14 protein-coding genes are annotated in these 14,473 nt (G+C 34.9%); 3 read left to right on the top strand and 11 right to left on the bottom strand.

What is annotated here, in order from left to right:
• Window positions 1-34: 34 nt before the first annotated feature.
• From ACRPLY_RS10125 to ACRPLY_RS10110, 4 genes are all read right to left on the bottom strand, one after another.
• Entirely contained in the window at window positions 35-406 is a 372-nt protein-coding gene (locus tag ACRPLY_RS10125) for an iron chaperone (protein ID WP_098999706.1), read from the bottom strand.
• A 121-nt stretch (window positions 407-527) separates the two neighbouring features.
• A complete protein-coding gene (locus ACRPLY_RS10120; RefSeq protein WP_034267152.1) occupies window positions 528-1,121 on the bottom strand; it encodes a YdeI/OmpD-associated family protein in 594 nt (197 codons plus the stop codon).
• A 163-nt stretch (window positions 1,122-1,284) separates the two neighbouring features.
• Window positions 1,285-1,452, bottom strand: a complete 168-nt coding sequence (locus tag ACRPLY_RS10115) for a hypothetical protein (protein WP_226313303.1) — start codon at window positions 1,450-1,452, stop codon at window positions 1,285-1,287.
• Window positions 1,445-1,963: a MepB family protein gene (locus ACRPLY_RS10110; protein WP_432231814.1), complete on the bottom strand. Its 519-nt coding sequence runs from the start codon at window positions 1,961-1,963 to the stop codon at window positions 1,445-1,447. The genes ACRPLY_RS10115 and ACRPLY_RS10110 overlap by 8 nt, the downstream gene beginning before the upstream one ends.
• A gap of 1,331 nt (window positions 1,964-3,294) precedes the next feature.
• Between ACRPLY_RS10110 and ACRPLY_RS10105 the strand changes: the two genes are divergently transcribed.
• Window positions 3,295-4,203 carry a DMT family transporter gene (locus tag ACRPLY_RS10105; RefSeq protein ID WP_048019380.1) on the top strand — a complete coding sequence of 303 codons (909 nt, stop codon included), beginning with the start codon at window positions 3,295-3,297 and terminating at the stop codon, window positions 4,201-4,203.
• Between the two features lie 254 nt (window positions 4,204-4,457).
• Here the strand turns inward: ACRPLY_RS10105 and ACRPLY_RS10100 are convergent, their stop codons facing one another.
• Genes ACRPLY_RS10100 through ACRPLY_RS10090 form a run of 3 tightly spaced genes read right to left on the bottom strand, consistent with a single transcriptional unit; the run spans window position 4,458 to window position 6,872 of the window.
• Complete coding sequence (locus ACRPLY_RS10100) at window positions 4,458-5,249, bottom strand: amidohydrolase family protein (protein ID WP_432231813.1); 792 nt, start codon at window positions 5,247-5,249, stop codon at window positions 4,458-4,460.
• Window positions 5,239-5,646: a carboxymuconolactone decarboxylase family protein gene (locus tag ACRPLY_RS10095; RefSeq protein WP_432231812.1), complete on the bottom strand. Its 408-nt coding sequence runs from the start codon at window positions 5,644-5,646 to the stop codon at window positions 5,239-5,241. Before ACRPLY_RS10095 ends, ACRPLY_RS10100 begins: the two co-directional genes overlap by 11 nt.
• Complete coding sequence (locus ACRPLY_RS10090) at window positions 5,646-6,872, bottom strand: MFS transporter (protein WP_432231811.1); 1,227 nt, start codon at window positions 6,870-6,872, stop codon at window positions 5,646-5,648. The genes ACRPLY_RS10095 and ACRPLY_RS10090 overlap by 1 nt, the downstream gene beginning before the upstream one ends.
• Window positions 6,873-6,976: 104 nt before the next feature.
• On the opposite strand from ACRPLY_RS10090, the gene ACRPLY_RS10085 reads away from it, so the two are divergent.
• A complete protein-coding gene (locus ACRPLY_RS10085; RefSeq protein ID WP_432231810.1) occupies window positions 6,977-7,810 on the top strand; it encodes a helix-turn-helix transcriptional regulator in 834 nt (277 codons plus the stop codon).
• 607 nt (window positions 7,811-8,417) lie between these two features.
• Here the strand turns inward: ACRPLY_RS10085 and ACRPLY_RS10080 are convergent.
• From ACRPLY_RS10080 to ACRPLY_RS10065, 4 genes are all read right to left on the bottom strand, one after another.
• Window positions 8,418-9,746 (bottom strand): MFS transporter, encoded by a 1,329-nt coding sequence (locus ACRPLY_RS10080; RefSeq protein ID WP_274862733.1) that lies wholly within the window; start codon window positions 9,744-9,746, stop codon window positions 8,418-8,420.
• Window positions 9,747-9,952: 206 nt separating this feature from the next.
• Window positions 9,953-11,035: an amidohydrolase family protein gene (locus ACRPLY_RS10075; RefSeq protein WP_432231809.1), complete on the bottom strand. Its 1,083-nt coding sequence runs from the start codon at window positions 11,033-11,035 to the stop codon at window positions 9,953-9,955.
• 46 nt (window positions 11,036-11,081) lie between these two features.
• Window positions 11,082-11,972, bottom strand: coding sequence for a prephenate dehydrogenase/arogenate dehydrogenase family protein (locus tag ACRPLY_RS10070; RefSeq protein WP_042992187.1), 891 nt, complete (start codon window positions 11,970-11,972; stop codon window positions 11,082-11,084).
• A 20-nt stretch (window positions 11,973-11,992) separates the two neighbouring features.
• Window positions 11,993-12,673: an RraA family protein gene (locus ACRPLY_RS10065; RefSeq protein ID WP_274862735.1), complete on the bottom strand. Its 681-nt coding sequence runs from the start codon at window positions 12,671-12,673 to the stop codon at window positions 11,993-11,995.
• 445 nt (window positions 12,674-13,118) lie between these two features.
• On the opposite strand from ACRPLY_RS10065, the gene ACRPLY_RS10060 reads away from it, so the two are divergent.
• Window positions 13,119-13,970, top strand: a complete 852-nt coding sequence (locus tag ACRPLY_RS10060; protein ID WP_274862736.1) for a MurR/RpiR family transcriptional regulator — start codon at window positions 13,119-13,121, stop codon at window positions 13,968-13,970.
• Window positions 13,971-14,473: the final 503 nt, after the last annotated feature.

Here is a 14,473-nt window from a genome sequence, read left to right as displayed (position 1 = left end):
ATACCCTCCTTCTTCTCCGTTCATAATCTACTCTTTATTTCCGCCAAAAAGTTGAACAGTCTTTCTTATCTAACATATTAAACTCGATTATTTTCTTAAGTAATTCATAGTTTACTGGCTCAGTCCATAAAATTCGAAACAGACCTTTGGTAGCGCTGTATCCAGCCTGGGTGATGTCATGATTAAAGTGCGCCATGCCTGTTTCTTCAGGTGAAACGCTCAAATGATGTTTCGCTGAGGCAAAGCCGATGATAAATGTTCCATGATCAGTAAACATTGGAGTATTCCATTTAATTTGTGGTTCCAAATTCGGGAAAGTATTAGCAATCCAAGCCAAAACCTCCTCTGTTCGGTGACGGTGGTCAGGGCTATCTATACGCGCTAAATATTCTGCAAAAACTTCCATAGCATCTTCTCCTCAAATAAATTTTTTTAATCTACTCTACTTTTATACAAATCAAACATCAATCGTTCATTTAACCTTATTTCATTTTTACCTCAAATACATTAACGATTTATAAAATGTACTAATCATTTAATCCTTTTCCATTAAGAATGTTCGGAATGCATTTTTCAACCCTTGATGCTCGAGTCTTAGATTGTTTGGCCGCAGAAAAATGAAGAATATATGCTCTTTGCCGTCCTGGAGTCAATGTAGTAAAAGCATCTTTTAGAGCAGGTATTTCATCAAATTTATGCTGTAGCTCTTCAGGAATAATGAGTTCTTCAGGCTTTTTAGCTTTGACTTTTAATCCGGCTTTTTCCACCTCGATGGCCTCATAAATATAAGCTTTTAAGATGGCTTCCTTTTCAGCTATTTCTTGCACATTGGTAAACCGAATTTGTCGTGCCCCTTGTACATTCTCCGTTTGTTGAATTAGAATACCATGAGAATCTTGTAACAGAGAACCTTTAGGAAACAGCAACGCACAGTATTCTTTAAATCCATGTATTAAAACAATGTTTTTTTTCTCAAACGTATAACAAGGATTCATCCACTTAAAATCTTCGGTCAACTCACAATCAAGAACAATCTTTCTCAACGTCTCATATTCTTCTTTCCACTTTTTAGCTTTAGTTAAAAATTCATCAACCTTAGGATTCATTTTGCTATTTGTCATCAAGGAACACTCCTATTCAATTTTTTAATCTGTCGCTCTCGCAATGATATAGTCAACCTTCAATTCATTTAATGGTGTTACTATTCTTCAAATGCAAGAAATGCCCTTCTTCAATTGACTTGATAGTTATCAAAATTATAAACATTTTAAGTATGTTTGCTCATTATACAAAGCGAACATCGATTAGTTCACTTAACTGCATGTGATCCATGAAAATAAATAAATTACTAAGAGCATCAACAAACTGAATGAATCCTGTCTCTGTTATACATTGACTTCTCTTATAGTACGTAAAGTACACTTGTTTATTTGTATGTAAGGCTTTAATCATTGCGACTCTCGAAGTATAGCTTTAATAATTTTTGATGGAGCAAATTATTCGTATAGTTCGTCTCAACAAAATATTCTAATTGCCATTTCTGTGTTTCCATAGCTTGTTTGCTAGTTGGTGTATCCCATATCGGGTACACTCTAATTGCCATCTTGCCTTTTGTGGTAGCCGTTTTAAGAATTTTTTGTTTTAAAAGAACTTCTTTTGGAAAAATGAATTGTCCAAATCTATTTGTACTAGTGAAGGTATTAATAACTAATAGATCGGTAGCTTTTTCATACGAAAAGGCTTGGTTTTTATGAGTCGCATCTTTTTCCCAAAAGGATACAAACTGCCCTACCTTGTTAGGGATAGTTTTCGCCACCCTAAATCGTACAGATTTTGAATTTAACTGAAAGATACCAGCGCCATAATCTGAATTTTGAGCTTCTTCTCGAATAGCTTTTATAGCGAAGTGATTGGGTTTATAAAAATTCTCATTTACATAGGTTAACGCCTCATAAAATTCCATTGTTTTTACCCCTTATGTTTATAGCCCTCTTCAATTAATAATACGTGGTTTGTATTTCTTTCCTCGAATCGCGTCTTAAATATTCCAAATGATATAGCAAAGCTATCCTCGTCTCGTAACACCTCTTGATCCCTTAAGCGTTACTCCCCTCTTAATATAGTTAATGTGCTACATATTAACCTCATTTTTTCACTTTGGTTCGCGATCTCTTTGTATTACTGAAATACTTGGAGGTTCAGTTGAAACCACATCAATTATATGATTTAAAGCATGTATTCCATAGTGTTTAAACGGGCCAAGATGTATATCGTCAGCTATGGTACCAACTTCAATAAAATCTAGATATCTGGATTTTGAATAAACTGCAAAAGCGCTTCCTTTATACATTTCATACTTATCTATTACAGTAAAACTTTCGTTTCTAACAGAGTATGCAATGTACCAATCAAATGTAAGGCGAATTATAAGCAGGAAGTTAGGATTTATTTTATCTTGAATATGGTCTTTCTATGATCCTGCTTTATACGTTTCAAGCGCAGCTCTATTTTTCTATTTAACATTTTATGTGCGATTTGGAAAGTTACACATATGAACAGTAAGATAACAGTAATAATTATAGCGTCTGGCACTTGAAAGCAAAAACATAATACTGCTAAAAGAAAAGATATAGTACAAGTAAAGTTGATTATCCATTTTTTATTTCTATGAGCTTGAAGACTTTTTTCAAGCAGCTGCTTTTGTCCTTCTTCCCTTTTTATATCTTCTGAATTATTGAGTGTAGAGTTCAATGTTATTTCTCCTTAGAAACTAATTTTATATAATTTTTATCTTGGTTATCTTTTCCCTTTAAGATGATAGTATAATTGGATGTTCTTAAAGAGAAAGCCAAATTTAATTAATCGTTTTGGCAAGCGCGTAGGCTTCTTTCGCGCTGATTATAATATCCTCCAACAAGCTCATCTTCTCCTCTTCTTCAAGGTTTGCGTTTAACAGAAAAAAATAAAGCATGGAATACCTTCATGTCGGTGCATATGACGACTCTATTTGGCAGCTATTCTTAATCGATCCAAAGAAACTATGAAAAAAGAACATTCGTTCTCTACATTATACAAGAACAAACGTTCTCTTTTCAACAAATACTCTAAAGTTTTCCGAATTATTCCTATGAATAACGTCAAATTTATTATTTTATAAAAAAAGAAATATTTTATATACCTAGAGAAAGATATCGAGATAGCGAAAAAAACATGAGAAAATGTTCTACAAAGCAAAATTTCGGAGTGAAATAATCAACAAAATTTGCCATAATAAGTGAAGTAAGGAGGTGTATTATGTTTCGATTGTATGGAGCCTTAATTGGACTTAGTTTCATTTGGGGTTTATCTTTTGTATTTATGAAGTGGCTGCTCCCCTCAGCTGGCATATGGGGAATTGTATTTTTTCGTTGTCTAGCAGGTGCTATCATCTTGCTCCCGTTTCTATGGTGGAAGCGTAGAAAAGTTAAAGAGAAACTACCCTGGAAGGCGTTGATTGTTGTTGGTATATTTAACTGTGGTTTGGCGTGGGGATTAATTTCCTTAAGCGAAACTGAGATAAACAGTACAACTGCCTCCATTCTAAATGCGACCACTCCAATCTGGACAGGTCTTATCGGATTTATTCTTTTTTCTTATCGACTTACCGGACGTCAGTGGATCGGTATTCTTATCGGTTTTTTCGGGATACTCGTCCTTATGGATTTTCAATTTGGTCAGATTTTCGGGAAAGGGTTTGTCGGAATTGGAACAATGCTTGTTGCTTGTATCTGCTATGGACTTGCTGGGCAATTAACAAAGCGGTTTTTGTCTGGGGTGAGCGTATTAACTATAACAACCTTCACCTTACTAACAGGTGCTATCATCGGTTTAATTGGAATGTTGTTTACTGAACCATTCAAATCAGATCTGTTGATTCATCCACTTCCGCTTCTGGCAATTGTGGGTCTTGGCTGTTTTGGCTCAGGATTGGGTCAGTTAATCTATTTTTATATCAATAAAAATGGTGGCCCTGAATTAGCAGCGACGGTTACTTACCTGATCCCTGCCTCGGCCATGGTCTGGGGTTATTTACTACTGGGAGAGACAATTACTCCAAATGTCATTGTTGGACTACTTATTATCTTTGCTGGCGTTTATCTTTCATCTAGGAAATCAAAAGGTAAAACTCCGCATGTCACTCTCGTTAGCAATAAACAAAATTAAGTAAGTAGATTTTATAATGTGAGTCTTTAAAGTTATCTATGAGAGAGGAATTAAGAAACTGAAGGACTACAGAATATGATATATTTCAAATAGAATTCATCATATGTAGTGATAAAACGTAATTCTAGTTGTTCAATCTTGTTTAAAAGGCAGCCAAACAGAGGGCTGCCTTTTTTTATTTCAACGCAGAAAATAATTTTAAAATTCAGTGCTAGTTATCCCATACAACATAACATCACACAAAAACGCTGAATTTATATATGAAGCAAATTCGAGATATTTCCACCTAACACTCTGTCTGCAACTTCTCCGCTAGATGTATGACGCTTAACGGCCTGTAGATTTAAATATGGATCTCCATATGGAAAATCTGAACTAAATAACGTTCTTTCAGGTATTTCTTTTATAGCCAACGACAAGGCGTATGTTGTATAAAATGCAGATATATCTAAGTAAGCATTTTTAGTGTCTTTTATCATCTCTATCGTTTGTAGCCAATGAATTCCGCCCATATGCCCGTATATCACCGGCACATTTTCATATTTTTGAGTGAGAACAAATAACTCTTGAATATCCTTTAAGTTCAAAGGATGAAAAGTATGTACCCAAATCGGCAAAGACGTATAGTCACTTGCTGCTTTAAATATAGGTTCTAACAATGGAATTTGACCTGGGCCAAGAGTAAATTCTCCGAGACCTTTCATCTTTTGCTCTTTGACAAGTTTCTCTACCCAGTCGTTTAGAGTGAAATCACCAGAAGAAAAAGAGAGTGGAACCGAACCAAATCCAACAAACCGATTCGGGTGCTGCTTAATCGCAACGCTTACTTCTTCTAGCGCATTTAAGCGTGCTTGTAGAGGATTCACCTCGTTGTTTAGAATTTGATTTAACCTGTTCATTTCCGTGGTAAATTCTTTAACATTGCTGCTTTTTTCTGGATGAACAAGAGTAGAAAACAATACGGTTTTATCTATTCCACTTTCATCCATCATTTTAATATGTTTCTCTATAGGCAAAACCACATGTGCATGACTATCAATAATCATTTTGTTTCTCCTTTTCATTTCTTTCGTAAAAGACTTCATTGGCAACTGTCAAAATTGTATTTAAAGCTACAGGAAATCCAGCATAAATAACCATCTGTAACATTGCTTCTAAAATTTCTTCCTGTGTCCACCCAACATTCAACGCCCCGTTTATATAAAATTTCAGCTGTTCCGTATTACCTAATGCAGTTAGGCCAGCCACCGTAGCAAGAAGGCGTGACTTTAAGTCTAAACCTGGTCTCGAGAAAATTCCCCCGTAATTAAACTCTACAGCTAACGTTCCTAAATCAGGCAGAACTGACTGTTCAAAGCCTGCCATTATACCCTTGTAGTTCTCTGGATCAATCTTAGCTAATATATCTAATCCTCGTTGAAAGTTATCTGTATGTGTTCCCATTACATATTACTTCCTTTCTTATTTATGAAATTCCCTATCGTTTTTTTAGGGATGTTCATTGGAATTAAAGAACAAAAGCTAATGGCTATCATCATTATGGATATGGCACACACTCCATACCACTGCCATTTACTCCATGCAAGTAAACCCACATAAGATCCTAGGGACCCTCCTAAAAATGTGGAAACCATATATAATCCATTTAATCGACTTCTTTTCTCTTCTCCTAATTGGAAAATAGTAAACTGACAGGCAACTTGGTTCGCTTGAGTCCCTACCGTTATAAAAAGAGCTCCTAAAATTAATCCAGGTAACCAGTACCCTCCCCTTATAAGACCTATAAAGGCAAGTAAAGATACGGACATACACAAAAGACTTGCAACCCTCGCCCCTTTTGTATCGATTAAACGTCCGATAACGGGCGTAGCAAATGCTCCGGCTATCCCGACTAACCCTATTACCCCTACCATGTCACTTCCATACGAATAGGGAGTTGTATGGAATAAAAAGACAAGCGTGGTCCAAAATGCGCTAAAAGAAGCAAACATCATTCCCTGACTTACACATGCTTGTTGCAGAGCTCTTTCTTTTATAAATAACGGACCTAACGACATGAGTAAGTGTTTATAACTGGTTGCATTCTCTCCTTTACTCCTTGGAAAATAGACGTAAACTAACAAAATCATAAAAAGTGTAGCCACAGCAGACGTCCAATACACCATTCGCCATCCAAAATGAACATCAATGAAACCACTAGCAAGACGAGCCCCTAAAATACCACAAACTAATCCAATGGCGACATTTCCTAAAACTTTTCCTCTATTATGATCTGAAGCTATATTCGCAGCCAGCGGAACAATAATTTGAGGAACAACCGTTACGATTCCTAAAGCTAAACTTGTAACCATCATCCACGTTTTGTTGATAGATAAAGCGTTTAAAGCGAGAACGATACATATAGCGAATAATAAAAACAAAATCATTTTTTTTCGTTCAAAGATGTCTCCCAACGGTACTATCAAAAGATTTCCTAGTGCATATCCAATTTGAGCTAAAGTAGCTATAATGCCTATGCTGGCTACTGAAACATGAAAACTGGCGGACATGCTTACTAAAAGAGTTTGGTTCAAGTAGACGTTAGCCACTGTAAGCCCGCAAACTGTAGCCATTAAAAGTACTAAGCCTTTTGATATATGAGACGTTTTTTCGCTACCTTTTACTATCATCTGTTTCACCTCCCTTACCTAGATCATAAAATAAGGATTATAATGGTAATAGGAGTCTAGTTATACTAGTAGTAAAAGTACTACCTATACGAAGGAGTAAAATCATGGTCAGCGATAAAGAAAGAAGAAAAGAACTAGGGGATTTTCTAAAGATAAGACGAGAGCGATTGTCTCCAAAAGATTTTAATTTGCCTATTGGACCAAGGAGAAGAGCCAAAGGATTACGCAGAGAAGAAGTTTCTCAACTAGCAGGAGTCGGAATAACTTGGTATACGTGGCTGGAACAAGGACGAGATATACAAGTATCTTCTGAAGTATTAGAAGCCATATCCCGTATTTTTAAATTAAATAAAGAAGAAATGGAGCATTTATTTTTACTAGGCAATCAATCACTTCCATCTGCAACCGTGCAGAATGAAAGAGAAAATATAGATCGTGTCGTAAAAAAACTATTAAGCCAATTAGGTCATTGCCCTGCCTACGTAACAGATGAAAAACTTAATATCGTAGACTGGAATAAAGCTGCTGTGAAGGTATTTGGGAACTTTCATGAAATGGACGAGCTAAACCGCAATGCAGTGTGGCGCTGCTTCACTTCCCAAGAATATCAAAACCTTTTTCAGAATTGGGAAGATCATGCCCAACGACTAATTGCCCAATTTCGCCTAGCTTACACACGTTTTGTCGGAGATGAGTGGTTTAAAACCATGATTAATGAACTTAGCGAGAAAAGCCCTCAGTTTTACGAGTGGTGGTCTAATCATGAAGTTTTAGGTACACCTTGTGGAAAAAAGACCATTATCCACCCTGTGGCAGGAAAAATGATTATGGATCATGTTACGCTCCAGGTGTATGATGCACCTGAATTAAAGGTAACTGTTTATCAGCCTCGTGGTGAGAATGATACAGAAGAGAAGATGGAACAGTTACTGAGGTAATAGTAGTTATATATTAATGGTCTTAATTATTAAAAACCTATGTACTTCTGGCAAGCACATAGGCTTTTTCTTTTTGAGTTAACATAAGTTTGATTATCGGTAGCCAATAAACTTTTTAAATGTTAAATTTTAAGGTTCACACTGACTTTAAGCTCTATCATTAAATACAAATTAATATAAAATAAAAAGGATTATATTAAGAAGATTTAATAGATCAATTTTTATGGGTTGTAGTTTTAGCGTTTGTAACTATTAATTAGCGACCAATAGCATATTTTCCCGACTACAACTAATTTATTGTAACCCATTGCTTTAGGTAAAGTGGCATAAGTTAGTTCCATTATCAAGATATTAACTAGTAAGGCTTTTGAAAGTATTAAAAATGGTTTTGACAGTAGAAGATGTCGGAAAAAATTTTCCCTTTTTGCAAGTTATTATATGTTTCTTCGGCCTCTTTTTCTGTTTTGAATTCGAATATGGTAATATTATCTTCTCTTGAATAAGCATTTATTATAGTAACTATCCACATGAAAAAACACTCCAGTTCAAAGATTATTTCCACTTTTATACGTGTAGATACTCCAAACATGTTCCTTGAATTTTTAAGTTAGATTTTCCCTATTTCCTTCTGACTTTTTAAAGCAATTATCTTTTTATCAAACTTCATAGCTAATACTAATATAAAAGCTATAATTAAAATAATACTTAAGAAGATTAAACCAGATTGCATGTTTCCTGTAGAATCTTTTAACCATCCAACTGCATAAGGGCCAACAAAACCCCCTAGATTTCCGATTGAATTAATTATTGCAATCCCAACAGCTGCTGTGGCTGGACTTAATATCATAGTTGGCAATGACCAAAAAGGACCTTTAAAACAATACATTGCTGCCAATGAAGTTGTTATCAAAATCATCGCAATAAATGGATTAGACACCATCCCTACACTAAATAGCGTTAAACCAGATACGAGTAACGGTAAAGCTGTGTGTACACGTCTTTCGCCAGTGCGGTCTGAACGCCTTGACCAGTAGTTCATTACTATTGAAGCAATAATGTAAGGAATTGTAGCAATGAATCCAATCTGTGTGTTTGTTAAGTAGCTCGACAATCCTTTAATAATTTGGGGCATCCAATAACCAACGCCTAGTGTGCCTGCAGTATATACAAAGTAAATTAAGGAGAGGTGCCACAGTTTAGGATCAGTCAAAGCTGTCTTATGACTAGAGGTTTGTTGGCCTTTCTTTTCTCTTAGCTCCTCGTCTTTTCTTAATTCTGAAATCAACCAATTTTTTTCTTCATCTGTTAACCACTTTGCTTGTTCTGGTCGGTCTGTTAAGTAGAAATATGTTACAAATCCTAAAACAACAGCAGGGGCACCTTCTATAATAAACATCCAACGCCATCCAGGTACATTCATCCAATGAATATGATCCATAATTAGAGTAGAAACGGGAGCTCCAACAATATAAGAAACTGCGATTGCTGTCATAAACATCGCAATTGTACTTGCTCTTTCTTTAGCTCGAAACCAATAAGTAAGATATAGAATAACACCAGGAAATAAACCTGCTTCTGCTATTCCAAGAAAGAATCTAATAATATAAAGCTGATTAGCACTCTGAGCAAACCCGGTTGCCATAGAGATAATTCCCCAAGTAATGAGAATTCTAGTAATCCAAACTCTTGCCCCAAATTTTTGCATTAAAATATTACTTGGTACTTCAAAGATAAAATAACCAATAAAAAAAATACCTGTAACGAGACCAAACATTTTACTTGTTAGTCCTAGTGCTTCATTCATTTCCAATGCTGCATATCCTACATTTGCCCTGTCTAGATAAGAAATAATATAGAGTAAAAATAGAAACGGGATAATTCTTCGTGTTACCTTTCGAATTGTCTTCTTTTCGAAATTCAATTGAGAATTTTCCATTCAAATTCCTCCTTTTAAAATAATAAAAGAAATTTTAAAAGCGCTTACATTTGTTTTGAAAAATAAAGAGATACTCTTGTGGTTCTATAAGATGTGTAAGAGTATCTCCAATTACCCTTCTGTTTTCTCCTCAAAACAACGAGCAAAATTAACTAAATCAAATCTGATGATAAAACTTTTTTTAATGGTGTCAAAAACGTTTATTTTTAATTAAAAATGCTCTCAATGCTTGGTATACCGTTAAATATCAAATGTTTTGGTTGATAATTAATGTTACCTAACACAGTTTCTCCATCTACATCGGGAAAAGCAGTCTCAGTGGAAGCAGAATCTAGAACCACAAGGTTTTTTTGAGTAGAAGTAAAATCATCAATTCCTAACAATTTAGGAGCTGTTACCAGAACTGCTCTAAAAGCTTCATCTAGAGACAGTCCACCTACAATCATTTTAGAAATTATGTAGCTCATGTTATAAACAGGGTATTCTCTCCATGACGCGCTTGTTAAATCTGTACTGATAGTATCTGGTTTAATTCCCTCAGCTAAGCATTTATAAAAAACATCCCAATTAAAGTGTTTTCTACCGTGGCCGATATCTAATAATATTCCTCTTTCCACTGCAGCTAGAAATTCTTTTTTTACCTTTCCAGCAGTATTTAACACGTTTCCATTCCTTCCTTGAAATGGATGAGTTAGAATGTCCCCTTTATTAAAAAATTGTGTTACCTCTTCAATATCTAGTTTCGTTCCAGTTAAATGAACCATTATTCGTAAATTAGTTTGATCGGCTGCTTTTCTTGCTAAGCGTAATAAAGACCGGTCAGTAGTTTCGTCCACCTGGCCTAAGCGAATTTTAATTCCTAATAAACTCTCTTCAACTGAAGATGCAACTTCAACAATTCGATCCAACGAAATGTTTTCTGGCTTGGTCGGGTTAGGGTTGGGGTGATTGGTTAGCCCTTCTGGTAAGGCTGATAACCAAGAACGTACTGTTAACGGGCTGTTTTCCCAGTAACGATTTGCTTCTTCCCATCCGTCATAACCAAAAGTACCTGCGTCCCCAACTGTAGTTACTCCTGAGGAGAGATATTGTTTATCTGTAACACCAATCTCTGCTCCAGGCGCCCATAAATGACAATGAAAATCTACTAGTCCCGGTATAATTACACTAGATTCAGATAAATGAATATCCCTATCATCCTCATGAGTAACTGTTATACTTGTAGACTTATTTGGAATGAACCCTTTTTCTGACCAAATAGAACCGCCTTGAAAATTCCATACTCCCATGTAAATACACCCCTTAACTTAATATTGATATAATAGATGAGTTTATTTAATTGTTTACAGTAACATCTTCTTTATATGCCTTGATAACATCCAACCAATGGTCTGGCTTTTGTCCTTTAAACTTTTCTTTTAAATTAAATGAAGCCAATGTTTCTAGCTTACTTTTTGCTGCTTTCGACATAACAGAATCTAAATTAGAAGCCTCTAACATTTGAATAGAACCGTCTAACTCAATTGATCTTCTCAATGCATGTATAGACGTTCCGGTTACTAATCGGTTCATTGTTTCTCTAAAGCTCTTGCTATCAAGAGTTTCACTAATAGAATCTAAGACTAATTGTTCTACATTAAATTCATGAGAAGCTTCTAATAACTCTAGATAAAGAGCAACTACACCTTTCATATAAATGCTGCGGATTAGTTTTACAGCAGAAGCATCACCAGGTTTTTCACTTACTTTAGTTATGTTCATACCGTAAGGATTCATTAAGGATATTAATCGATCTACACCATTTCCACTTGCTGAAATGGGGACCTTGTGTTTGTAAACTGGCAAGGGACCTAGCATTGCGACATCCACAAAAAATGCATTTTTTTCTTGTATATTTGTATTAATTTTTTGTTTCACTACTGGAGTAGAAGCTGATACATCTACATAGATACAATCTTTCTTTATGAATGGTTTCAGCATTTCACTAACTTCGAGAGCTTTATCTGCTGGTACTGCCACCATTACTACATCTACTTGACTTAACATCTCTTCAGGTTTAGAAAGAATTTCTACTTGAGCTTGAGTAGCCCGTTCTTTAATTTGTGGACCAAATGTAGGATGGTCTATCATAACATCATGAGCAAAAATGGTTTCTAGCCCTTCGCCTTTTAGGCCAACTGACAACTCAAAGGCTGCCTCTCCAAATCCAATAAAACCCAATCTCATTTTAAAGCTCTCCCTTCTGTTTATAATCCATATACTTTCATTTGTTCTCTTAACCATGAAGGCTGAATGTTGCCTCCAACTTCACCTTGCAGACGCGCTTTTTCAAATACCTCAATCGTTTCTAAACGTGTTTTCTCATACTCTAATTTTTTTTCAGCTTTAGAAAGAACCTCTTCAACCTTTTCTTTTGGAACTACAACAACCCCGTCATCATCACCTATAATTAGATCTCCTGGAATAACGGCTACACCTCCACAAGAAATAGGTTTATGTAATTCACCTGGACCGTCTTTTAGAGGGCCATTTGGAATAAACCCTTTTGAAAAAATAGGGAACTCTGATTGGCTAAGCGTCTCCTTATCACGAACTGCCCCGTCTATAATAATGCCCTCTACTCCCATAGCTTTAGCTGCAGCTGCCATTAATTCTCCGAGATAAGCATTTGCGGTATGCCCCTTCCCATCAGCAACTAATACATAACCTTCTGTCCCATCATAGATCGCCTGGTGAAGAAATAAGTTATCTCCAGGTCTTAAACTTACAGTTAAGGCAGTTCCAACTACCTTCATTCCTGGAGATACAGGCTTAATTTTATAATCCATTGAACCTGTACATCCCATTGCATCAGAGATAAGGGTTGTATTAAGACGCTTGGTTCTCTTAATAATATCTTCAGATAATACTGGTGCTAAATGACTCATTAATATACACTCCTATTCTTTTTTTGTAATACAGAAATTGCACTAAACGTACCTCTTTCAAAATGTTCTACTTAACAAACGAAGATAACGCTTACAAATTTTAAAATGGTTTAATAGAATTAGTGACGTATTCCTACTTCGAAAAAGATAGAGAAAATCGTAAAAAAAGTGATTGTAATAAATATTACTACATTTTATTTAAATGTAATATTTATTACTCTTTATTTAAGTGTTATATTATCACCGATGCCTAATAAAGTAAATCTATTTTTTAAAACAAACCGTTAGAAAATCATATCCATATCCTAAGATTTATTACTTAGAAGAAACATTTTTACATAAAAAATCAAACATGCTAAAATTCAAGTAAGTATTGTGATAAATACTTTTTGTATACTTAAAAAAATAAAATTTACAATATAATCTGTTTAATTGGAGCGAATATATGGAAAATCCAATATTAAAATTAAAAGATAACATATCACAACTAACAGAAACTCAACGTAGAGTAGCAGACTATATCCTTAAAAATCCTGTCGATGTAGCTTTTTTAACTGTTGATCAATTGGCTTTGACAGTAAAAACTAGTACGACCACGATAATGAGATTAGCTTTTAGTCTAGGCTATTCTGGATATGCAGAGTTTCAAAAAGGACTTCAGGAGCTTTTACGTAACAATGCTGCTCCTCAAATCAGATTAGAAACAAATTTGAAGGGCTTAGATGAGAGTGATTTGTGGATGCGCTGTGCAGAAAGTCAATTCAATAACATTCAATCAACAGTAGAAATGATTTCTACAGAGAGCCTAAATAAAGCGTTAGAAATGATTGTCTCTGCAGATCGAATATTTTGTACAAGCGTTAGAAGTGGTTTACCCGTGGCACAGCATCTATCTTTTGGGCTTAATCGACTACTCGGAAACTGTGAGCTAATTGTCTCTGACTTAAGTGATTGGGTGGATAAAGGAATTACTTTAACTTCTAAAGATTTAGTTATTGCAACCTCCTTTCCAAGGTACGCTAGAAGAACTGTTGAGTTTGTAACAGCTGCCAAAAGTAACGATGCCAAGGTCATTTCAATTACCGACAGTTATTCTTCTCCTTTAGTTAAGTACTCAGATTTAGTACTCACTTGTAGCTCGAGTAGTATCGCTTTTCATAATTCACCTATAGCATCGCTACTTGTGGCCGATTATCTTGTAAGTGCGATAGCTATAAATTATCCTGACAAGACAAAGGATCGTCTCGATAAAATCAATTCAGTCCTTACAAAAATTAATTATCATTACACTGATTAAATTTACGAATGTGGTAAAAGCATAAAATATCGAATGTATAAAATAATTCGATATTTTATGTTTTTATCACTTTTTTATTTTTTTAATTAAGTCTCATACTTTCCTTTCACTTTTCATTTCTATAAAAAAACATTTACTTTTCATTAGAAGCCATGATAGTATACTTTTAAATAGTCACAATTATTACAACAATTAAATAAAAAGTAATAATTATTACTTCAAACGATAGGTTGTAATAATGAATATAGTTAGTTCCGTAAAATCATTTTTAGATATCATCCGGAGATATCTGACTGCTCCATTACTTAGATACTACAAAGTGACTATAAGTTTGTTAATTCTAACACTTGTATTTTGCTTGTTAAAACGCAAATGATGGGAGCACTACCCTTGATTCTGAGCAACCATCAACAAACGATTTTAGTAAAGGAGTGATTGGTTAAAGGAACATGGGAATAGAAGATAATTTATTACTGATTCTATATATACAGTGGGCTTAAGGG

The organism is Priestia sp. TGN 0903 (assembly GCF_050846855.1).
Taxonomy (GTDB): Bacteria; Bacillota; Bacilli; order Bacillales; family Bacillaceae_H; genus Priestia; species Priestia zanthoxyli.
The sequence above is the reverse complement of the archived record's forward strand: the minus strand, read 5'-3'. Positions and strand labels throughout refer to the sequence as shown.

Coding starts and splice junctions, on each gene's coding strand:
- ACRPLY_RS10125 (WP_098999706.1), bottom strand. CDS start 406: ATGGAAGTTTTTGCAGAATATTTAGCGCGTATAGATAGCCCTGACCAC.
- ACRPLY_RS10120 (WP_034267152.1), bottom strand. CDS start 1,121: ATGACAAATAGCAAAATGAATCCTAAGGTTGATGAATTTTTAACTAAA.
- ACRPLY_RS10115 (WP_226313303.1), bottom strand. CDS start 1,452: ATGATTAAAGCCTTACATACAAATAAACAAGTGTACTTTACGTACTAT.
- ACRPLY_RS10110 (WP_432231814.1), bottom strand. CDS start 1,963: ATGGAATTTTATGAGGCGTTAACCTATGTAAATGAGAATTTTTATAAA.
- ACRPLY_RS10105 (WP_048019380.1), top strand. CDS start 3,295: ATGTTTCGATTGTATGGAGCCTTAATTGGACTTAGTTTCATTTGGGGT.
- ACRPLY_RS10100 (WP_432231813.1), bottom strand. CDS start 5,249: ATGATTATTGATAGTCATGCACATGTGGTTTTGCCTATAGAGAAACAT.
- ACRPLY_RS10095 (WP_432231812.1), bottom strand. CDS start 5,646: ATGGGAACACATACAGATAACTTTCAACGAGGATTAGATATATTAGCT.
- ACRPLY_RS10090 (WP_432231811.1), bottom strand. CDS start 6,872: ATGATAGTAAAAGGTAGCGAAAAAACGTCTCATATATCAAAAGGCTTA.
- ACRPLY_RS10085 (WP_432231810.1), top strand. CDS start 6,977: ATGGTCAGCGATAAAGAAAGAAGAAAAGAACTAGGGGATTTTCTAAAG.
- ACRPLY_RS10080 (WP_274862733.1), bottom strand. CDS start 9,746: ATGGAAAATTCTCAATTGAATTTCGAAAAGAAGACAATTCGAAAGGTA.
- ACRPLY_RS10075 (WP_432231809.1), bottom strand. CDS start 11,035: ATGGGAGTATGGAATTTTCAAGGCGGTTCTATTTGGTCAGAAAAAGGG.
- ACRPLY_RS10070 (WP_042992187.1), bottom strand. CDS start 11,972: ATGAGATTGGGTTTTATTGGATTTGGAGAGGCAGCCTTTGAGTTGTCA.
- ACRPLY_RS10065 (WP_274862735.1), bottom strand. CDS start 12,673: ATGAGTCATTTAGCACCAGTATTATCTGAAGATATTATTAAGAGAACC.
- ACRPLY_RS10060 (WP_274862736.1), top strand. CDS start 13,119: ATGGAAAATCCAATATTAAAATTAAAAGATAACATATCACAACTAACA.